We start from the raw sequence: 21,545 nt of genomic DNA on the forward strand, positions 1-21,545 counted from the left end.
TCCTAAGTACAGAGCACTGAAGTTAAATCGTAGGATCACATTAAAAACTGCACCCCTATCATGATTGGGGTACAGTTGGCTAAGCGGTGAAATATTGAACAACTTGCATCACAAAATAGGCGATACCAGCCCCGATTAAAGGACCGACAGCGATCCCATTAAATAGAGCAACAGCAAGGATCGTTCCAAACACAAGTGCTGTCGTGATATGCGGATCTTCCGCAAGCAGGATAATACCATTTTTAGCGATCAAAGCAACGAGAACACCAGCGCCGAGAGCGATCCAAGCATAATATGATTTCATCGCTTCAACAAGCTGTTTAAAACCGATATCTCCCGTTGCAATAGGGACAAGAACGGCTATTGTAATCACAGTTACCCCCCAATGAATTCCCTTTGTTTGAATGGTGGGAAACCATTTTTGATCAAGACCTATGAGTTTGATCACTAAAAGAACAGATACAGCTATGATTAAAGACTGGTTTTTCGCTAGAAAACCAATCCCTAGTAAAAGAAGCAAAAATAAATTGGCTTGAGTAAACATTTGTTTCATCTCCATTTTTTTATACCTTTTTCATAATAACAGGTCTCATGAATAAAATGAAAAATAGGACACGCTTTTTGATCGGAGGATAATAGAAGTGAATCAACCTTATTTAGCAATTGCGTTTCGGGCTGGTTATGTACTATTTGTGATAGCAGCAGTCGGAACTGCCGGCTACTATTCTTTTTCAGTTATTTATCCTTTTCTTTTCGCGCTTATTCTTGCTGTTATCATCAATCCTGTTGTTGAGTGGTTTGAACAGCGCACAGGTTTTTCAAGAGGTATCAATGTTTTGATCGTTCTAAGTGGGTTTTTAATTGCAGGATTTGGACTTTTGACTTTGATTATTGCGGAAATTGTTTCTGGTACGGCATACTTAGCTAAAATGCTGCCCGTTCAGCTTAACAAAGTTGCGATTTACAGTGAAGCATTTTTCACAAATCAGATCATGCCACTTTACAATCAGTTTGCCGCATTTTTTGACGGCCTTGAAGCAGATCAGCAAGAATCCATTATTGCTCAAATTCAACACCTAACCAGTAAAATCACCTCAAGTACTGCTTCGTTACTATCCATCATTCTTGAATCTGTGTCTCATTTTTTTGCATTTCTTCCCAACACAGCAGCTGCACTGATGATTTCCTTATTAGCTACATTTTTTATAAGCAAGGATTTTTACAAATTTACAAATGGGATTCAAGTTGCTTTACCGGAACGCCTGCTTATAGGAGCCAGAGCTGTCTACATTGAATTAAAAAAAGCTTTGAGCGGTTTTTTGAAGGCGCAGCTCACACTTGTCGGTATCACAATGCTCCTTGTCTTGATCGGTCTTTTGCTGTTACAAGTCAATCATGCATTTACAATTGCGTTTTTTACTGGACTTATTGATCTTCTTCCATATTTAGGCGCAGGGTCTGTTTTTGTTCCCTGGATTTTATATTTAGTACTGACAAAACAATTGCCACTTGCGATTAGTATTGGAGTTTTGTACACTGTTGTTCTGCTCGTCAGGCAACTTGCTGAACCGAAAATATTAAGCAAGTCGATCGGGCTTCATCCGTTGGGGGCATTAGTTGCACTTTTTGCCGGTTTCAAACTGTTCGGGTTTTTCGGGCTGATGATAGGACCAGCTCTTTTCGTTGTGATTCAGGCTTTCATTCATACCGGGATTTGCAAAGACATATGGCTTTTTATTAAAGGAAAGTAAAAAAATAAACGACAATCCGCTTTATCAGCAGGCTGCCGCCCCTAGTTTATTTGATAATTTTTACCCGTCTTCTATCAGACATCCTCTTTAATTTACGGGATAAGAATGGCTTTAGTCTGTTTCGGGACAACGGAAGCAAGAGCAGCAAACCGATCAAATCTGATACAAATCCAGGCAGGAGAAGCAATATACCACCAATAAAGATACAGAGCCCATCTAAAATCGCATCTCCTGGCATTTTTCCATATTGAAGATCGCGCTGAACTTTATGGTAAACCTCTATACCCTGTTTTTTGGCAAGGACTGCTCCTAAAAAACCTGTCAAAATAATGAGCAACACTGTTGGCAAAATACCGATCCAGTTTGCAGACAATAAGAACAGACCGATTTCACTTGCAGGAACGATGACAAGAACCAATAAAAAAAGCTTCATTGTTTTCACCTCAGAAGTCCTTTAAGAACGTGAATAACTAACTGCCCTTATCATACTTTATTTTTCTCTAACTGTAAAAAAAGAAGGGAACTGATCCCTTCTTTTTTCACTTAAGCATTAAAGTACGCTGGCATGTCCTTTGTAGACAACACCCCGAGCGGAGTCAACTGTGATATCTTCTCCAGCTGTTAAAATCGAAGTTGCTTTTTCTGCTCCGACGATAACAGGGATACCAAGACTTAGGCCAACAACTGCCGCATGGCTTGTTAAGCCGCCTTCTTCCGTAATAAGGGCTGATGCTTTTTCAAGAGCTCCAATCATATCGCGATCAGTAGATTTTGTTACTAATACGGCCCCTTGTTTCATTTTTTCAGCTGCTTCTTTTGCATTGTGAGCAACAACCACTTCGCCAAACGCAGATTTACGTCCAACGCCTTGACCTTTAACAATTGCATCGCCAACAACCAACACTTTCATTAAGTTGGTTGTACCTGCTTCACCAACAGCACCAGCTGTAATGACAACTAGGTCACCATTGTTGACTAGACCGCTTTCAAGTGATCTTTGAACTGCATTTTCAAGCATTTCATCTGTTGATTTGTGGTTTTGTCCACTTTTTGCAAAAACACCAAAAACAAGAGCCAATTTTCTTGACACAGAATCATCTACCGTCACCGCTACAATCGGTGCTTTTGGACGATATTTAGAAATCATTCTTGCTGTATGTCCGCTCTCAGTAGGTGCAACAATTGCTGCTACTCCCAAGTTAATTGCTGTATGTGCAACAGATTGTCCGATCGCATCTGTAATTGAAATGCCAACTTGTTTGCTTCTAGCAGAAAGGATTTTTTTGTGATTGAGCGCTTCTTCTGCACGTGACGCAATATTGTGCATTGTTTGAACCGCCTCTACTGGATAATTTCCAGCTGCTGTTTCACCAGAAAGCATGATCGCATCAGTGCCATCAAAGATTGCATTTGCAACGTCACTTGCTTCAGCGCGTGTTGGGCGTGGGTTGCGTTGCATACTGTCAAGCATTTGCGTTGCTGTAATAACAGGTTTACCTAACGTATTACATTTTTTAATCAAGTCTTTTTGAACGAGTGGAACTTCCTCAGCAGGAATTTCAACACCTAAGTCACCGCGGGCAACCATTAGACCATCTGATACGTCAAGAATGCGGTCGATATTGTCGACACCTTCCTGATTTTCAATTTTTGGAATGATTTGAATGTCAGTTGCTTCATGTTTTTCAAGCAATTCGCGAATTTCAAGAACATCTGATGGGCGACGTACAAAAGATGCTGCGATAAAATCAATACCTTGCTCAATTCCGAAAACGATATCTTGCGCATCTTTTTCGGTGATGCCTGGAAGATTAACACTAACACCTGGCACATTGACACCTTTTTTGTTTTTCAAGACTCCACTGTTAAGTACCTTTGTCAAAATTTCACGCTTGTCCGCTCTTACTTCAATGACTTCAAGTCCGATTAATCCATCATCAAGTAAAATGGTTGAACCTTTTGTTACGTCATCTACTAAACCTTCATACGTAACAGAAAATTTTTCAGGTGTTCCGCTTACTTCGTCCATTGAAACGATCACTTCAGAACCTGTATTCAGTTCGATAGCATCATTTTCCATATTGTGCGTGCGAATTTCTGGGCCTTTTGTATCAAGAAGAATACCGATATCTTTTCCAAGTTTGTTCGCTGCTTCTCTGATGTTTTTAATTCTTGCGGCATGTTCTTCATGATTTCCATGAGAAAAATTGAGCCGAGCTACATTCATTCCTGCTTCCATTAGTTGTGTAAGCTTTTCAATACTTTCACTTGCCGGACCAATTGTACAAACGATTTTTGTCTTTCTCATTATTTCTTCCTCCTCGGGTTATCCACTAAATAGACAATTCTTGTGACAGGCGGTACATATTCTGATCAATGGTATGTTTATGATCAAGGATTTCGATAATATCATGGTGTACAAGCTGATTATTTTGTATGCCGACACAACGTCCACCTTTACCTTCAAGAAGCAGTTCAACTGCAAACGCTCCAAGGCGGCTGGCTAATACGCGATCAGCTGCAGTCGGTGAACCACCACGTTGAATGTGTCCAAGTACTGATACTCTTGTTTCAAACTTGGTAGCTTCTTCAATTCGTTTTCCGAACTCTACGCCGCTACCTACACCTTCGGCAACAATGATAATACTATGTTTCTTGCCGCGTTCGTGACCTCTTTTCAGTTTGGCGATGATTTTATCCATATCGTAATCTGCCTCAGGAATAAGGATGGACTCCGCTCCTCCTGCCAAACCTGACCACAAAGCGATATCACCTGCATGGCGCCCCATAACTTCTACCACATATGTACGTTCATGAGATGTTGCTGTGTCTCTAATTTTATCGATGGCATCAATAACAGTGTTTAAAGCTGTATCAAAGCCAATCGTTAAATCTGTTCCCGGAATGTCATTATCGATTGTTCCTGGAACACCTACACATGGGAATCCATGTTCCGTTAACTTCTTGGCTCCCATATAAGAACCGTCTCCACCAATCACAACTAATCCTTCTATACCATATTTCTTTAAATTTTCTATACCTTTTTTCTGTCCTTCTACTGTTTTAAACTCAGGACATCTTGCTGAATAAAGCGCTGTTCCTCCACGATGAATAATATCTCCAACAGAACCAATTTCCAGTTTCTCAATTTTTCCGTTGATAAGACCTGAATAGCCGTTATAAATTCCGTATACTTCCACATTGTGGTATATTGCTTTTCTCACAACTGCCCGAACAGCCGCATTCATTCCTGGTGAATCGCCGCCACTCGTCAATACTCCGATACGTTTCATTTTTTTCACCTCGAAAACTTATATAAAATTACCTTAACACGATCATTGTTTCAAAAACAATGAAAAAGGGATGTAGTCTTTCCCAAGTCCCTTCTAAACCCTAATTATTATACAATTAAATAGAAAATTTTTAAATAAATTTTAAACAAACTCTTTGAAAAACCCCAGTAAAATGACACAATCCTTTCACTTTCTCTGCCGTTTATAAAAAAACAAACGTAAGCCAAAGGCCTTACGTTTGTTTATTCTACCCCAATAAATTGATTTTCAGTCGATATTTTTCCAATTAATTTATACTTATTATACCTTTGTTGGATCAGCTCATTTTTAGTCAATTGTCTTAACGATTTAAGCGTTTGTTTTAATGTCTCATCAATGTACTCGGCTTGCCTTTTCAAATCGCGATGTGCCCCGCCTCTTACTTCTTTTATAATATCATCGATAATATCTAAACTCTTAAGGTCGGGTGCTGTAATTTTCATTGTTTCAGCTGCTTTTTGGGCAAGTCCTGAATCTTTCCAAAGTATTGCTGCAGCTCCTTCTGGAGAGATCACTGAATAGGTTGAATTTTCCAGCATCATCAGACGGTTTGCAACACCGAGAGCAAGTGCTCCACCGCTACCGCCTTCACCGATAACGAGAGAAATGACCGGCACAGACAGTCCTGCCATTTCAAAAAGGTTTTTAGCAATGGCTTCACTTTGACCTCTTTCTTCAGCTGCCTTTCCCGGATAGGCTCCCTTCGTATCAATAAAGCAAATAATCGGTCTATTAAATTTATCGGCTTGCTTCATCAATCTCAGCGCTTTACGGTACCCTTCAGGATGCGGCATTCCAAAATTACGGCGGATATTTTCTTTTGTATCCTTGCCACGCTGGTGACCAATGACTGTAACAGGAAGACCGTGAAACTTAGCAATCCCGCATACAATTGCTTCATCATCACCGAAATAACGATCGCCATGGCATTCAAAAAAATCGGTGAAGAGATGTTCGATATAATCAAGTGTTGTTGGACGATTTGGATGCCTTGCAATCTGGACTCTGTCCCAGGCTTTTAAGTTTGAATAAATATCTTCTTCAAGCTTTTTCAGACGGTTTTCCAGTTTTGTTATTTCAGAACTCAAATCCATATCCGAATCTTGTGTGAACTTTTTTAGTTCAGCAATTTTATCACGAAGCTCAATCACAGGTTTTTCAAATTCTAATTCTCCAGCCATTCATGGTCACCTCCCTTTTGATGAATGTCCAAAATAAGACGAAGCGTTTTTTTCATGTCGGCTCTATGAACAACGGAATCAAGCTGACCGTGTTTCAATAAAAATTCAGCGGTCTGGAAATCTTCAGGTAGCTCTTCGCGAATCGTTTGTTCAATAATTCGCCGACCAGCAAAACCGATCAATGCACCTGGTTCAGCAAGGTTGTAGTCGCCGAGAGAGGCAAAGCTTGCTGAAACCCCCCCTGTTGTCGGATGGGTCATAACTGAAATCATGAGGCCACTTTCTTCACTGAACAGTTTTAATGCAGAGCTTGTTTTTGCCATCTGCATCAAACTGAGAAGCCCTTCTTGCATTCTCGCTCCTCCTGAAGCGGTAAAAATGATAAAAGGAATTTTTTCTTCCCGTGCCTTTTCAATTGCTAATGTGATTTTTTCCCCTACAACTGATCCCATGCTTCCCATTCTAAAGGTCGAATCCATCACGGCAACAACAGCTGGCAAGCCTTCAATTGTTCCTTTCCCAGTCACAACTGCTTCATTTAAAGCCGTCTTCTTGCGGTCATTTTCCAATTTTTCCATATAACCTGGGAATTGAAGCGGATTTTCTGAAATCATGTCTTGATTAAACTCTTCAAATGATTGATCATCAAGAATGCTTTTGATTCTTTGCTTCGCATTCATTTGAAAATGATATCCGCAATTGATGCAGACTCTTAAATTTTTATCCAGCTCTTTTGTGAGCATAATTTTTTTACAATCAGGACATTTTGTCATGATGCCTTCCGGTACATCCTGCATGACTTTTTCCGCAGGAACAGAAGCGTATTTTTTCTTCTTTTTACTAAATATATCCTTTAACAAACGATTACCTCCCTTTTCTGAAGGGTTTCTTCAAATATGCCTGTCCTGTTTTTTTAACTAGGGACTACACTATACCGAAACTATTGTACTTTTTTTGTCAAACGGTGTCATCCTCCATTCGACATTTTTTAATCGGCAAATGGGTCATGAAGGTTTCCAGAGTTAATCCTGATAAATTGATATATAAGCCTTGGCAGCGAATACAAAACCCTGTAAAACAAATTAAAAAAAATTTTAATTTAAATCGCGATCGCGAATCGTGATACTTGAGAAACAGCGCGTAATGACTCTTGATTTAAATCATCACGCGCTGATGAGAATATAATGATAATAATAAGAGCTAATTCTTTTTGCCAATAACGGCAAGTCTTCTCGTTTTTTCAGCTACATCATCAGGGTTCACATCAATTCTTGCAACACCTGTTTCCATAGCTGCTTTGGCAACAGCACTTGCAACTGCCGGGGCAACCCTTGGATCAAATGGAGCAGGAATGACATATTCAGGGCGCAATTCTTCATCTGAAACAAGTGATGCAATTGCTTCAACAGCAGCAATTTTCATCTCTTCGTTGATATGTGTCGCTCGAGCATCTAGGGCACCGCGGAAAATACCCGGGAAAGCAAGGACATTGTTGACTTGATTGGGAAAATCAGAGCGTCCTGTACCAACAACACTAGCACCCGCTGCGTGCGCTTCAGCAGGCATAATTTCTGGATTTGGATTTGCCATGGCAAAAATAATCGGTTGGTCAGCCATTTCCGCAACCATTTCTTTTGTTAGAGCTCCTTCAACAGAAACACCGATAAAAACATCGGCACCCTTCATCACGTCTTTGAGTGATCCTTCAATTCGATTTTTGTTTGTATATTTTGCCACTTCAGCTTTCACGGCATTCATACCTATTGGACGACCTTCATAAATCGCGCCTTTTGTGTCACACATAATGATATCTCTAACACCAAAATGGTAGAGCAGCTTAATAATCGCAATTCCTGCTGCACCTGCACCGTTTGCCACAACTTTGACAGAAGACATCGATTTACCAGACAGTTTAAGCGCATTAACCAGCCCAGCCACGGTAACTATCGCAGTTCCATGTTGATCATCATGAAAAACTGGAATTTTCGCTTCTTTCTTGAGACGTTCCTCAATCACAAAACAATTCGGAGCTGCTATGTCTTCAAGATTGATCCCGCCAAAAGTTGGTTCGAGAAGTTTAACAGTTTCAACTATTTGATTGACATCTGATGTATTTAAACAAATTGGAAAAGCGTCAACTCCCGCAAAACTTTTAAAGAGAACCGCTTTTCCTTCCATGACAGGCAATGCTGCTTCAGGTCCGATATTCCCCAGACCGAGAACAGCAGTACCATCTGATACAACTGCTACCATGTTTCCCTTCATGGTATAATCATATACTTTACTGTTATCATCATATATGACTTTACAAGGCTCAGCTACGCCGGGAGAGTAGGCGAGGCTTAAGTCATCCGCGTTTCGGACCTGTACTTTTGATTTTGATTCCAATTTGCCTTGGTTAACTTTGTGCATATGCAGAGCATTTTCTTTCAATGACATGTAAATAACACTCCTTCAAGGGGCAATTTTGTTTTGCTGATTAAGATTCTTTTTTAGGCAAACGATAGAATCTTAAGAATGATACCATAATTTACGGTTTTTTTATGACCGAAACTGTTTATTTTATGTTCGTATGACGACATTTTTTTCACCAACAACACTTTTCAACCGATAGAGGACAGCATGCTCAGCCTTTATATAATAGGCTGGAGGAAGTTTCATTGTTTGTTTTTTCTTTTCGTAGTAAATATAGACCTCAGTCTCACCATGATGTTCCAGTAAAATCTTGCTAAGGTTTCCCAATACCTCTTGAGTATGCTGCCTTTCTTCGATTTTTATATAAACAGCAGGTTGTTTTTCTTTATAAAGGGAGTCAATTAAGGTAGCTTTTTGGATAATGAACTGAAGCTTTTCATTTCTTGTTTCAAGTCGGCCCTCAGCATAAAGAGACACCCCTTCTTCCAATACTTGAGAAAACTGTCTGAGCTGATCTGGAAAAACAACCGCTTCGATTTCCCCACTTTCATCACTCAATTCCAAAAAAGCCATCGATTGCCCGGCTCTTGTCCGGATCGTTTTCATTTTAGTCAAAAGAGCACCGAGCATGACTTTCTTCTGGTTGGATTCTTTTAGGATCATGATGGGTAGCGCACCACGATCATTTAATAAATCGCGATGAACAGTCAAAGGATGATTCGAAAAGTAAATCCCAAGTGTTTCCTTTTCATGAGCAAGAAGATCAACGAGTGGTATTTCTTCGACAGAAGCATATTTGGGCTTTATACTGATTGTTTCATCAAGAAAAAATCCGAGCTGTTCATTGTCATCAGCAAACAATTCAGCATGCTCCAAAGCGATGTCCACTGAAGCAAGCAATGTTGCACGATTTTCTCCAAATTCATCCATCGCACCTGCAAATATTAATGTCTCTATCGTTTTTCGATTTACGCTTTTCACAGATGTTCTAACACAAAAATCAAATAGATCAGTGAACGTTTTTTCTTTTCTTGCTTTGTAAATTTCTTTTACAGCAGCTAGTCCAACACCTTTAATAGCTCTTAGACTATATCGAACTGCACCGTTTTCTATAAGAAAAGGGTAACCGCTTTTATTGATCGAAGGTCCTAGGATCTTCAATCCTTTTCCTTTTGCCTCATAGATATATTGAGCCAATCTATCCTCATTACCGATCGCACTTGTTAGCAATCCGCACATGAAGTACAAAGGAAAATGGGCTTTTAAATATGCAAGCTGGAATCCAATCATACTGTAAGCGACCGCGTGACTCCGATTAAATCCATAGTTGGCAAACTTAACAATTAAATCATACACTTGATTTGCTGATAGTTGTGAATACCCTTTTTTTAGACATCCTTTTATAAAATGATTTCTCTCTGTATCAAGGATTTCCTTGTTTTTTTTACTAACCGCTCTCCGCAGAAGGTCAGCCTCTCCCAATTTAAAGCCTGCCATTTGCGAAGCAATCATCATAATTTGTTCCTGATAGACGATGACACCATATGTATCTTTTAAAATGTCTGTCAGATCTTCATGTGGGTATAATATTGGTGCTTGACCATGCTTTCTCTTAATGTATAGCGGAATATTTTCCATTGGACCTGGTCTGTATAGCGCATTGACAGCTACAATATCTTCTAAATTGCTTGGTTTCAGTTTTTGCAAAACATTTCTCATCCCTGCTGATTCTAGCTGAAAGACCCCTGTCGTATCTCCTGCCGACAAAAGTTCAAACGTTTGTTTATCATCATAGGAAAGCTTTGAGAAATTAATTTTGATCTGTTCTTTCTTTTCAACCAGTGTTTTAATAGAGTCGATCAAAGTTAAATTGCGTAAACCAAGAAAGTCCATTTTGAGAAGTCCTAGCTCCTCAAGATAGCTCATGGAATACTGTGTTAAATATATGCCTTCATGACCTTCTTGTATGGGAACAATACTGGTTAACGGCTCTTCGCTTAACACAACGCCTGCAGCATGTACAGATGTATGCCGCGGCAAGCCTTCGATTTTTTGGGCTACATTAAAAATGACTTGAAGCCGCTTTGACTCACTAAGCCGTTTGGCAAACTCAGGAGAGTGATCTTTTGCCTCTTTCAAAGTGACGCCAGGTTTAGAAGGAATTAGCTTTGCTAACTGGTCGGCTTCTTTCGGACTAATGCCCATTACCCTTCCGGTATCTCTAAATGCGGCTTTTGCAGCCAAGGTTCCAAATGTAATGATTTGTGCGACATGAAGAGCACCATATTTATTTTTCACATACTGAATCATTTCATCTCTTCTTGTGTCGGGAAAATCGATATCAATATCAGGCATACTGATCCGCTCAGGATTTAAAAATCGTTCAAACAACAGTTTATGTTTGATCGGATCAACATCGGTAATAAACAGCGTATATGCAACAAGTGAACCTGCTGCAGAGCCACGACCCGGCCCGGTGATGATCCCATTTTCATGTGCGTACTTCATAAAATCCCAGACGATTAAAAAATAGTCACTGAATGCCATCCTCTTTATTATAGCAAGTTCATATTCAAGCCGCTCAATATATTCCTTTGAAGGAGCGGAAAATCGCTTTGAAAGCCCTGAAAAACAAAGCTCTTTTAAAAACAAGTCAGGATTTTTGCCGGATGGGGCTGGGTATTTAGGAAGCCGTGTCTGCCCAAGGCTTAAGTCAATATGACATTGTTGTGCAATCTTTGCCGAATTCTCTAAAGCATCTGGTTGAGTACGATAAATGTTGAACATTTCATCGATCGGCTTTAAATCAAGATTAAGGTCTTCACTAGACACCTGGTTTTCGTCAAGTTTCTCCCCTTCTTTAATCGCTTTTAAACAAGCGTATGCCAATACATCCTCTTTTTCAATATAGCGGACATCTCCAGTAGCAACGATTGGAATGCCTGTTTGAGCGGATAGTTCAAGAATACGCTCTGAAAGAAGGGAGTCTCCTTTATATGGCTGATAAGACAAATAAAAATTGTCTTCCCCAAACAGGTTTTGATAGCGGGAAGCAACATCTTCCGCTTCTTCAATTCGCCCATCTTTTAAGAGAGTCTCAACATATCCCGCCTCACCTGTTGTTAGAGCCATAATATCGTCAGCATAACTTTTTAGCCATTTTTCTTTTATACCTGCTTTTGATTTTGACTGAAGCACACTACTAATTTTCAGTAAGTTTTTATATCCTCTATTCGTTTTTGCTAAAAGAACAAGAGGATATGCGAGATGTTCTATTTCATCTGCTAAAACGCTAGCTGTCAGCCCGATGATCGGCTTGATCCCACGCTTTTGGCACGCTTTATAAAATTCAACCGCACCGTACATGACTTGATCATCAGTCAGCGCAATGGCATGATAACCCAGCTTTTCTGCATTGGCGGCAAGATCTTCTACGGATGCTGCACTATGTAATAAACTATAGCCGCTATGTACTTTCAGGTGAACAAAAGACATTCTGCCACCCCTTCCTTTTTCAAACCATCTCTTTTATTATATGATGTGAATGCTGAAGAAACAAATGTTCTTTTTTCTAGAAACCAATCATACTTGTCCTTGATTGTCCATATTATAATGGAAGGTGAGGTGATCGGAATGGACCCGGAACAACCTTTTTTTCCAAACTTTTTTAGTTGTTACTTTATTGCACTTGGTGTTTTGCTTGGCGGTTCGTTAATTGGTGGAATCGGGGCTTATTTATCTGGACAACCCCCTTTAACAATCATTTCCAGCTTAGCAAACCGCCTTAAGATCTGGGCTTTGGTAGCTGCAATTGGCGGTACATTTGATGCAGTTTACAGCTTTGAAAGAGGCATTTGGGAAGGAAATACAAGAGATATTGTAAAGCAAATTCTTCTTATTCTTTCAGCAATGGGAGGCGCACAAACAGGCTTTTTGATCATCAATTGGCTGACACAGGAGCATATTTCCTCATGAGAATTCCTCCTTATTATCAAAAACCAGGGTGGCAACGTTTTTTTGCCGGTATGGCATGTGGAGCGATCATCAGTTGGTTTGTGTTTTTATTTACATATGGGACTTTTCAGGAAGAGCAGGTTGTCATGATCCGTGAACAGAAAGAACAAATTGAAGATTTAAACGAACAGATTACGATTTACCGAGAGGATCTTCATAAACTGAATGAAGATAATAAAAGAAAGTTATTAATTCAAAGTGTAGATGTCAAGCTTATCAATGGTAAACAATACAAATTATCCCAACCTGATAAAATGAATTTTGAAGAGCATATTAAGGATAATATTTCAGATGTCATCACAAAAGATATTGAGAGTGTATATAAAACAAAGGAACTTTTAAAACGGACAATTGAAAACAAATTATACACGATAAATGACAAAACTTATAAAGCAAAGGTAACTGACCTAATGATTTACACAAGGCTATCAGTTGAAATCAAAATTTCTTTTTCAAATTAAATATGGATTTTTTTTAACGATTTAAAGACATTCGTCGCTTTTTTCCATATTTTATTTTAAACTGACAGTAAGCGATATCAATCTCTTAAAGGGAGGGAAGCAGAATGTTCGTTTACAGTTATCATCAGCTGGCAAAAGATAAAGTCAACCGAATAAAGTCTGGTTATTCCGCTTATGCAGAAACTGAACTTCTCACATCCCTTATCAAAAAAGAATTAGATGCTCAAAACATTGATGTTTATGAAGATGTAACAGATTTTGGATCTTGGTTTATACCAGAATAAACAGGGATGAAATCCCTTGATTCAATGACTACAATGGCACAAATAAGAGGGACCCCCTCTTATTTGTGCTCTTTACATATTTGTTCTAGATCGGCAATCACACGTTCAGCATCATCCCATTCATAAATTGAAGCACCAGCGGCAAGCGGGTGGCCTCCACCATTGTATTTTTTTGCGATGTCATTGACCTTTGGTCCTTTTGACCGCAATCTTACTCGAATTTGATCAGGTTCCTCCACAAAAAACACCCATGCTTTTATCCCAGAAATATTACCTAATGTATTGACAAGCTGTGATGCCTCAGATGGCGTAATATTGAAGCGATTTAAAATATCCTGCCCAATAAAAACCGATGCTGCTCCGTTTTCTGTCAAGGAAATGTTTTGAAAAATGTAACCATTCAACCTCACAACGTCTAGCTTTGTCTCATACAATTGATTAAAAAGGTCTTGTGATGAAAAAGGATATTCAATAAGCTCTCCCGCATACTTTAATGTCTTTTTCGTTGTGTTTGGAAAGAGGAAGCGCCCGGTGTCACCGACAATACCTGCATATATCAATTCAGCACCTTTTACTGGAAGTTTCCACCCTGATTTTTTCCCAGCTAAATATAGTTCATAAATCATTTCGCTTGTAGAGCTTGCATTTGTATCAACCCATAATAGATCCCCATACTGATCCTCATTTGGATGATGATCAATCTTAATCAGCATGTCACCCAAATGATAGCGGGAATCTGAAATTCGTTCTTGATTGGCTGTATCGCAAACAATGACAAGTGCATGATTGTACATTGAGTCATCAATGTCATCTAGAGTATATAAAAATGTCAACGATGGATCAGGTGTCCCCACAGCAAAAATTTTTTTTTCAGGATAGGTTTCCCTCAAGATTTCCGTAAGGCCGCATTGAGATCCATAAGCATCTGGATCAGGTCTCACATGTCTATGTATAATAATAGTGTCATATAATGATATAGTTCTGATTAAGTCAGTTTTCATGTTTACACCTTCTTTTTCTTATTATTAACCATTTAATCATAATCTGTTGTTAGTGGAAAGTGGAAAGAATGACTTTTTATTGTAGAAAGCAAACTCATTTATGTATACAATGGGTTTGTAAAACTTACAATGGAGGAATGTCGCCCATGCCGTTTTTTGTTTTTTTCATTGTGATTTCAGCGATTTTTTATCTATACTACAAAGTAAAATATGTTCGTACAAAAAGAGCCGTTGAAAAAGAATATTTTTCTGCAAAGTCGAGTATGTGTTTAGGGCTTTTTATTATGTTTTTCGGGACGAATCTGCTGTTATTAAACCGTGACGCTTTAAGTTCTGGAATTGGGATCATCTTTATTTTGACTGGTATTGGCAGTATGTGGGCTGGGTATAAAGCTTATAAGCATTACCTCCCTTTGCTCGCAAAAGAAAACAAGCGGGAAAATGCGTAAAGCGACAAAAGGGACACGAATTAGCGTCCCTTAACTTCTTTCCATCAGCTGAACCATCATCATCGCTTTGCTGACAAGTGTACCTTGGTGAAAAACTTCAATATCCATTTTTCCAAATTTTCTTCCAGCTTCAAGAATATTCGGCTTTATTTCTATAACAGATTCCATTTGTACCGGTTTTAAAAAGTAGATCGTCATACTCTCTATCACCAAGTCGCCTTTTTTATGAGATCGCAAAAAACGATTAGCTGCTTCGGTTAGAATTGTGGTAAATACACCGTAAGACAGCGTTCCCAAATGGTTTGTCATTTGTGGTGTTACTTCATATTGATAAACAGAAGAATGGTCAACGTCTAATTCTCTGAATCCGCCTGTTACAATATCGTCCAGCTTTTCACCAACTTGCGGCTGTTTTTGAATCATTTGCAGCGCTTTTAAAACATCTTGTCTGCTGATCATACCAATCAACTTTTGCCGCTCATCTACAACCGGAAGAACTTCGATTCCTTCCCAGACCATCATCTGCGCAGCTGAGGCGACAGATGTCTTACCAACAACAGTAATCGGATTTTTCGTCATGACTTTTTCGATTAAAACATGACGATCATATCCAGCAGCATCCTTCGATGTTAAAATGCCATGGATTTTCATCTGTTCATCAACAACTGGAAATCTTCCGTGCCCAGTTTCAAAATTTTTTTCATACCATCTTTCAAGCTTTTCTTGCGGAGATAAACAGACCGTTTTTTCAAGCGGTGTCAAAATATCTTCAACAAGTACGACCTCTTTTTTAATGAGTTGATCATAGATTGCCCTATTAATCATTGCTGCAACAGTAAAGGTATCATAGCTCGTTGAAATAATCGGAAGTTCAAGCTTGTCAGCAAGTTCAATGATTGCCGGTTCCGTATCGAAACCGCCAGTTACTAGAACAGCAGCACCTGCTTCCAGTGCATAGCGGTGTGCATTTATCCGGTTTCCGACGATCAAAAGATTACCGGCTCCAGTATATCTCATCATTGCCTCAAGTTTCATTGCTCCGATAACAAATTTGTTTAATGTTTTGTGTAGACCTGCTTTTCCGCCCAAAACATGTCCATCAATCACATTTACCACTTCAGCATATGTCAGCTTCTCAATGTTTTCTTTTTTCTTTTGCTCGATCCTGATTGTACCAACTCTTTCGATCGTGCTAACAAATCCCTTATTCTCCGCCTCTTTAATCGCTCTATAAGCAGTTCCTTCACTTACTTTCATCTCTTTCGCAATCCGGCGGACAGAGATTTTTTCACCAACTGATAAAGAATCAATATATCTTAAAATTTGTTCATGTTTTGTCGCGATTTTTCTCACCTTCATCCTAAAACTGCTAGCTATAATTTTATTATAAATGCTCAAACGTTTTTTCCGCAATCAGACCTTGCAAAAATTCAAGAACCAAAAGCCAACAAATCTAAAAAAACTGCACCAAAAGATTAGATGTCTCCATGGACACCCTTACCCTTCTACTTATGGTCCGCTATCCCAACACCCGACTTTCTAGTTTGATGAGCATGACTGACACACCAAAAAAGGGGGTGTCCTGAAAGTATTGCGGATGAATAAAAATTTGGGAATTTTTTCGCTTTCCACGAGAGTCTCGCAACTCCTCCCTGATCATGTTGATAAAGGACTTTTTAGACAGTTTCTAACCTCAGCCACTGTAATGGCTTCACATTTTGACCAGCTATAACATTGACGACATTAGTGAAATCAGACTTATTCTTTAGTTTGCTTTTTAACATTCTAGATTTTTATAAACTTTTGAGTTGCCTAAACAGTTGATTCAGAACTAAGATAAATACAACAGTTATAACCAATATCAAAATCAAAGTAATCAGATTCATTTCAATTCCAACATGATGAAAAACAGCTGACAAAATGTAACTCATCGCAAATGAAAATAATACTACACTGATAATATTTAGAGATTTATTCACGATTTGCTCTACCTCCTCAAAATATACTTCGACTACATCGTTTTCTTATTTTTCCAAGTGAAATAATGATAGTAAGTGATAGAAATAAAGTACATACCCATTTAAAAAATGAGCACAAAAAAACACCTTCAATATGTCTAATGATTGAAGGTGAAGTATTCCGCCTTTATAATTTAATTGATTCGCCACTTTTAAGAACTTTTCCAACACCGATAGGCAGAAGATCCACAAATGCATAAGGATCTTGCTGAATCACAGGGAATGTCGAGTAGTGAATCGGAACAACCTGCTTCGCTTTGAGCCATTCTGCAGCTAATTTTGCATCATCAGGTCCCATTGTAAAATTATCACCAATCGGCAAAAAGGCAAGGTCTATCTTGTTGAGTTCACCAATAAGCTTCATATCTGAGAAAAGGGCCGTATCACCTGCATGAAAAATCGTTTTCCCTGCAACCGTTAATAAAATTCCAGCGGGCATTCCCGTATAGACAAGCTTTTGGTTTTCTTCTTCTGTATAAGCTGAACCATGAAACGCTTGTGTTAATTTGACTTTTCCAAAATCAAATTGATATGCTCCACCGATATGCATCGGATGAACATTCAAACCTTTCCAACCAAGATATACAGCAAGTTCATTCGGCGCCACTATTAAAGCTTGATTTTGTTTTGCGATTTCTACAGTATCTCCAACATGATCACTATGACCATGTGTCAGCAAGATCACATCTGCCTGAATATTTTCCGGTTTTAAGTCAGTAAATGGATTTCCTGTCAGAAACGGATCAATCATGAGATGATGGTCTCCTGTCTCTACTGTAACAACTGAATGACCATGATATGTAACTTTCATCAAATTCACCTCTGTTTGTCTTTTGTTTGGCGATTTATAACATTTAAACCACCTGTTGCTTCAATTACTGTTCCTGTAATATAGTCTGAATCTTCATCACACAAGAATGCAATAATCCTTGCAATATCTTCACCTGTACCAGATCTCCCAATCGGTGTTTCTTGATCAAGAGATGCTCTCGCTTCTGAGATGGAGGATTCTTTCATCTCTCCAACAATATTGCCGGGGCAGACCATATTAGCGGTAATACCAGAGCCAGCTTCCTCTATAGCAATTGTTTTTGTCAGTGAAGCAAGACCAACTTTAGCAGCTCCAAAAGCTGAACGGTGCAACCAGCCTGGCGCATGTTCAGCTCCTTGGAATCCGTAAGTAATAATACGGCCAAACTGCTGGCGCCTCATGATCGGAATCACCGCTTTAAATAAATGGAAGACAGAGCTTAAATTCCCTTCTAACATATTATACCACTCGGCCTCACTATAATCTGCAAGCTTTTTCCGTTCAAAGATATAGGGACCGGCATTATTAATAAGCAAATCGATTCTGCCAAACCGATTGAGAGCTGTCTTCGCCAAGTGATGTAAGTCTTCCTTTTTTGTGACATCTCCTTTAACAAACTGTACACGGTCTAGCCATGACTGCCATTCCGTTTTCAGGCGGCTGACAGCTGCTTCATCTTGTCGATAGTTCACTGTCACCGAACAGCCTTTCTCCAGCAGCGCTTCAGTTACTTTCCGCCCTAATCCTTTTGAACCGGCTGTAATTAACGCATGGCGCACATCTTTCCCTCCCAACAATTCTATTTATACTTTACTATAAAACTTTTACAATATCACATGTGAACACCCATCCGAGTAAAAATAAAAAACCGGAGCAATTTGCTCCAGCTAAAGGTTCATGATTTCTTTTGATCTGTCAACGGTTTTCGTTCAATATCCAAACTGACAAATCCGCTAGAATAGGCATCAGCGATTAGTTTAACTGTTTCTTTTTCGCCATTTAAATCATACGTATAATCATTCGTTGATTTGTTCTGTTTCATTCAGACACTCCTTATGTCGATTCATTTATTATATTGTGTCTGAACCGCTATAGTTATGAAAGAAACTGTAATTTGTTAAAAATTGTTTAAATGTTGCTTAGCATTTTGAAGCGCTTCTGTTACCTTTTTAAAGCCAGTTCCGCCCTCACTGATTCGTTTTTCAACTGCATGCTTCGGATCAAGGACAGTGTAAACATCTTCAGCAAATTGGTTACTCATCTTTTTGTATTCTTCTAGCGGGAGATCACTGAGAAAAACCCCTTTTTCAATACATGTATAGACAAGTTTACCAACTACTTCATGGGCTTCTCTAAATGGCATCCCTTTTTTTGCTAAATAATCAGCCAGTTCGGTTGCATTTGAGAAATCATGTTGAGTTGCTTTTTTCATTTCATTGCTGTTCACTGTCATCGTACTGATCATCCCGGTAAAAATCTCAAGACATCCCTGAACTGTTTTAACTGTATCAAACATACCTTCTTTATCTTCTTGAAGATCTTTATTATATGCCAAAGGAAGACCTTTCATAATGGTTAACAGTCCCATTAAACTCCCATATACACGCCCTGTTTTCCCACGAACCAATTCAGCCATATCGGGGTTTTTCTTTTGTGGCATCATACTGCTGCCTGTGGCATATGTGTCATCAAGCTCAACAAACTTAAATTCCTGTGAACACCACAAGATGATTTCTTCAGAAAGTCTTGATAAATGCATCATCAGAATGCTACTGACACTTAAAAACTCAAGAATAAAATCCCTATCACTGACACCGTCTAGACTGTTTTCATAAATCGAATCAAATCCAAGCTGCTCAGCAGAATATTGACGATCGATAGGAAATGTTGTCCCTGCCAGCGCACCACAGCCTAGCGGCGATTGATTGATCCGTTTTAATGCATCACTATAACGTTGTTTATCACGCTCCATCATCCAGAAGTAGGCTAACAAATGGTGGGCGAATGAAATTGGCTGTGCCCGCTGCAGATGTGTATAACCTGGTAAAATCGTTTCAATATGGTGTTCTGCTTTTTCAACAAGGGCATTTTGAAAAGCGGTGATCAATTTAATCACATGCTCTGTATGATGTTTCAAGTAAAGATGCATATCGGTTGCTACCTGGTCGTTTCGGCTTCTAGCTGTATGAAGCTTTCCACCAATCGGTCCGATTTCATCAATCAACATTTTTTCAAGATTTAAATGAATGTCTTCATGATCAACAGAAAAGACCAATTGATTTTTTTTCGCTTTTTGTAAAAGAGATTCTAAACCTTGCTTGATTTTTTCCGCTTCTTCTTTTGAAAGGATCTCGCACTTTCTCAACATAGCAAGATGTGCGAGTGACCCTAGAATATCTTCTTTTACAAGTGTTTTATCAAAATGGATCGATGCTCCAAACTCATCGACCCATTTTTCTGGTGTTTTTTGAAATCTGCCTCCCCAAAGCTTTTTCATGCTTTTATCTGCTCCTTTTTTTGGACGATACTGTTTACTTTCGTTGGAAGACCCCATAGTTCAATAAAACCGACTGCGGCATGATGGTCAAATGCATCATCTTTTGTGTAGGTTGCTAATTTTTCATCATAAAGCGAGTACTCTGATTTGCGGCCTTCAATAATAGCATGACCCTTAAACAATTTGACACGGACAGTGCCTGTTACAAGTTTTTGCGTTTCTTTCAAGAAGGCGGATAACGCATTTTTCAATGGAGAAAACCAAAGTCCGTTATAAATGACTTCCGCCATTTTTTGCTCGATTAATGGTTTAAAATGAGCCACTTCTTTCACCAAAGTTAAATCTTCAAGTTCTTTGTGTGCTTTAATTAGCGTTATCGCTCCTGGACATTCATAGACTTCGCGGGACTTGATACCAACAAGGCGGTTTTCAATATGATCGATCCGACCCACTCCGTGTTTTCCTGCCAGTTCATTTAAGGTTAAAATCAATTCTGAGAGAGAATATGATATACCATCAATCGCTACTGGTATTCCACGTTTAAATTCGATTTCAATGATTTCTGGTGTGTTCGGCGTTTTTTCAAGTGGGACTGTTAAATCATAGGCTCCTTCAGGAGGTGTAGCCCAAGGGTCTTCCAAAATTCCGCATTCATTGCTTCTTCCCCATAGGTTTTGATCAATAGAGTATGGACTATCCAAATGAATCGGAATAGGAATATCGTGTTTTTGCGCATATGCGATTTCTTCATCACGAGACCATTTCCATTCACGGACAGGAGCGAGAATCTCTAAATCTGGGTTCAATGACTGAATGGAAACTTCAAAACGCACTTGATCGTTTCCTTTTCCCGTACAGCCATGTGCGACAGCCTGAGCGTCTTCCTTCTCAGCTATTTCCACTAGTTTTTTGGCGATGAGTGGTCTTGATAGGGCTGACACAAGTGGATACTTACCTTCATATAATGTGTGTGCCTGAAGTGCCAGCAGTGCAAAATCTTGAGCGAATTCTTCTTTCGCATCAATCACATAAGAGTTAATAGCCCCAACTTGAAGCGCTTTTTGTTGAACAAAGGCAAGATCTTTCCCTTCACCAACATCTAAACAACAGGCAACCACATCATATCCCTGTTCTTGTAACCATTTAATCGCAACAGAAGTATCCAATCCTCCTGAGTAGGCTAAAACTACTTTTTTCTTTTGCAACATGTTGAAAAAACTCCTCTCACCTAGTTGTTATGTCTGTATAAAAATTAATTAAAACTTATAAAAATACAATTAGTAGTATACACTTTAACAAGGAATTATGGTTTTTTCAACCTTTTTATAAAA

The 21,545-nt window shown here is 39.0% G+C and carries 20 protein-coding genes; 5 read left to right on the top strand and 15 right to left on the bottom strand.

Translation table 11 applies throughout. The features are described 5' to 3' along the window. Positions 1-79: 79 nt before the first annotated feature. Positions 80-544: a DUF441 domain-containing protein gene (locus HOO54_RS16035; protein ID WP_172296993.1), complete on the bottom strand. Its 465-nt coding sequence runs from the start codon at positions 542-544 to the stop codon at positions 80-82. 97 nt (positions 545-641) lie between these two features. Between HOO54_RS16035 and ytvI the strand changes: the two genes are divergently transcribed. Then, positions 642-1,751 (top strand): sporulation integral membrane protein YtvI, encoded by a 1,110-nt coding sequence (gene ytvI / locus HOO54_RS16040; protein WP_172296995.1) that lies wholly within the window; start codon positions 642-644, stop codon positions 1,749-1,751. 46 nt (positions 1,752-1,797) lie between these two features. On the opposite strand, the gene HOO54_RS16045 is transcribed toward ytvI, so the two are convergent. The 7 genes from HOO54_RS16045 to dnaE all read right to left on the bottom strand — a co-directional run bounded on the left by HOO54_RS16045 (position 1,798) and on the right by dnaE (position 12,174). Beyond that, positions 1,798-2,184, bottom strand: a complete 387-nt coding sequence (locus tag HOO54_RS16045) for an FxsA family protein (protein ID WP_172296997.1) — start codon at positions 2,182-2,184, stop codon at positions 1,798-1,800. A gap of 117 nt (positions 2,185-2,301) precedes the next feature. Then, on the bottom strand, positions 2,302-4,059 hold the full coding sequence (gene pyk / locus HOO54_RS16050; protein WP_172296999.1) for a pyruvate kinase: 1,758 nt from the start codon (positions 4,057-4,059) through the stop codon (positions 2,302-2,304). Positions 4,060-4,084: 25 nt separating this feature from the next. Next, positions 4,085-5,044: a 6-phosphofructokinase gene (pfkA, locus tag HOO54_RS16055; protein ID WP_172297001.1), complete on the bottom strand. Its 960-nt coding sequence runs from the start codon at positions 5,042-5,044 to the stop codon at positions 4,085-4,087. 242 nt (positions 5,045-5,286) lie between these two features. Continuing rightward, on the bottom strand, positions 5,287-6,264 hold the full coding sequence (gene accA / locus HOO54_RS16060) for an acetyl-CoA carboxylase carboxyl transferase subunit alpha (protein WP_172297003.1): 978 nt from the start codon (positions 6,262-6,264) through the stop codon (positions 5,287-5,289). Continuing rightward, the gene (gene accD / locus HOO54_RS16065; RefSeq protein WP_172297005.1) at positions 6,249-7,124 is read right to left on the bottom strand and encodes an acetyl-CoA carboxylase, carboxyltransferase subunit beta; all 876 of its coding nucleotides are present in this window, start codon (positions 7,122-7,124) and stop codon (positions 6,249-6,251) included. Before accD ends, accA begins: the two co-directional genes overlap by 16 nt. Positions 7,125-7,464: 340 nt before the next feature. Next, positions 7,465-8,703, bottom strand: a complete 1,239-nt coding sequence (gene ystJ / locus HOO54_RS16070; RefSeq protein WP_172297007.1) for an NADP-dependent malic enzyme — start codon at positions 8,701-8,703, stop codon at positions 7,465-7,467. A gap of 123 nt (positions 8,704-8,826) precedes the next feature. Further along, positions 8,827-12,174, bottom strand: coding sequence for a DNA polymerase III subunit alpha (dnaE, locus tag HOO54_RS16075; RefSeq protein ID WP_172297009.1), 3,348 nt, complete (start codon positions 12,172-12,174; stop codon positions 8,827-8,829). 138 nt (positions 12,175-12,312) lie between these two features. Between dnaE and ytrH the strand changes: the two genes are divergently transcribed. The 3 genes from ytrH (at position 12,313) to HOO54_RS16090 (ending at position 13,438) form a co-directional block, all read left to right on the top strand. Further along, positions 12,313-12,654 (top strand): sporulation membrane protein YtrH, encoded by a 342-nt coding sequence (gene ytrH / locus HOO54_RS16080; RefSeq protein WP_172297011.1) that lies wholly within the window; start codon positions 12,313-12,315, stop codon positions 12,652-12,654. Continuing rightward, the gene (gene ytrI, locus HOO54_RS16085; RefSeq protein WP_172297013.1) at positions 12,651-13,154 is read left to right on the top strand and encodes a sporulation membrane protein YtrI; all 504 of its coding nucleotides are present in this window, start codon (positions 12,651-12,653) and stop codon (positions 13,152-13,154) included. Before ytrH ends, ytrI begins: the two co-directional genes overlap by 4 nt. Positions 13,155-13,258: 104 nt before the next feature. Then, positions 13,259-13,438, top strand: coding sequence for a YtzJ family protein (locus HOO54_RS16090; RefSeq protein ID WP_172297015.1), 180 nt, complete (start codon positions 13,259-13,261; stop codon positions 13,436-13,438). Between the two features lie 59 nt (positions 13,439-13,497). Here the strand turns inward: HOO54_RS16090 and HOO54_RS16095 are convergent, their stop codons facing one another. Beyond that, entirely contained in the window at positions 13,498-14,439 is a 942-nt protein-coding gene (locus HOO54_RS16095) for a DHH family phosphoesterase (RefSeq protein WP_172297017.1), read from the bottom strand. Between the two features lie 146 nt (positions 14,440-14,585). On the opposite strand from HOO54_RS16095, the gene HOO54_RS16100 reads away from it, so the two are divergent. Further along, the gene (locus HOO54_RS16100; protein ID WP_172297019.1) at positions 14,586-14,888 is read left to right on the top strand and encodes a YtpI family protein; all 303 of its coding nucleotides are present in this window, start codon (positions 14,586-14,588) and stop codon (positions 14,886-14,888) included. Positions 14,889-14,918: 30 nt separating this feature from the next. Here the strand turns inward: HOO54_RS16100 and HOO54_RS16105 are convergent, their stop codons facing one another. From HOO54_RS16105 to HOO54_RS16130, 6 genes are all read right to left on the bottom strand, one after another. After that, entirely contained in the window at positions 14,919-16,232 is a 1,314-nt protein-coding gene (locus HOO54_RS16105; RefSeq protein WP_172299637.1) for a DRTGG domain-containing protein, read from the bottom strand. Between the two features lie 801 nt (positions 16,233-17,033). Beyond that, a complete protein-coding gene (locus tag HOO54_RS16110; RefSeq protein ID WP_172297021.1) occupies positions 17,034-17,717 on the bottom strand; it encodes a metal-dependent hydrolase in 684 nt (227 codons plus the stop codon). Positions 17,718-17,722: 5 nt separating this feature from the next. Then, a complete protein-coding gene (locus HOO54_RS16115) occupies positions 17,723-18,496 on the bottom strand; it encodes an SDR family oxidoreductase (protein ID WP_172297023.1) in 774 nt (257 codons plus the stop codon). A 116-nt stretch (positions 18,497-18,612) separates the two neighbouring features. Then, positions 18,613-18,759 carry a hypothetical protein gene (locus tag HOO54_RS16120; protein WP_172297025.1) on the bottom strand — a complete coding sequence of 49 codons (147 nt, stop codon included), beginning with the start codon at positions 18,757-18,759 and terminating at the stop codon, positions 18,613-18,615. A gap of 75 nt (positions 18,760-18,834) precedes the next feature. Beyond that, a complete protein-coding gene (gene argH, locus HOO54_RS16125; protein WP_172297027.1) occupies positions 18,835-20,214 on the bottom strand; it encodes an argininosuccinate lyase in 1,380 nt (459 codons plus the stop codon). Beyond that, complete coding sequence (locus tag HOO54_RS16130; RefSeq protein WP_172297029.1) at positions 20,211-21,422, bottom strand: argininosuccinate synthase; 1,212 nt, start codon at positions 21,420-21,422, stop codon at positions 20,211-20,213. Before HOO54_RS16130 ends, argH begins: the two co-directional genes overlap by 4 nt. Between the last annotated feature and the right edge of the window lie 123 nt (positions 21,423-21,545).

The sequence above is a fragment of the Bacillus sp. WMMC1349 genome (genome assembly GCF_013155385.1).
Lineage (GTDB): Bacteria > Bacillota > Bacilli > Bacillales > Bacillaceae > Bacillus.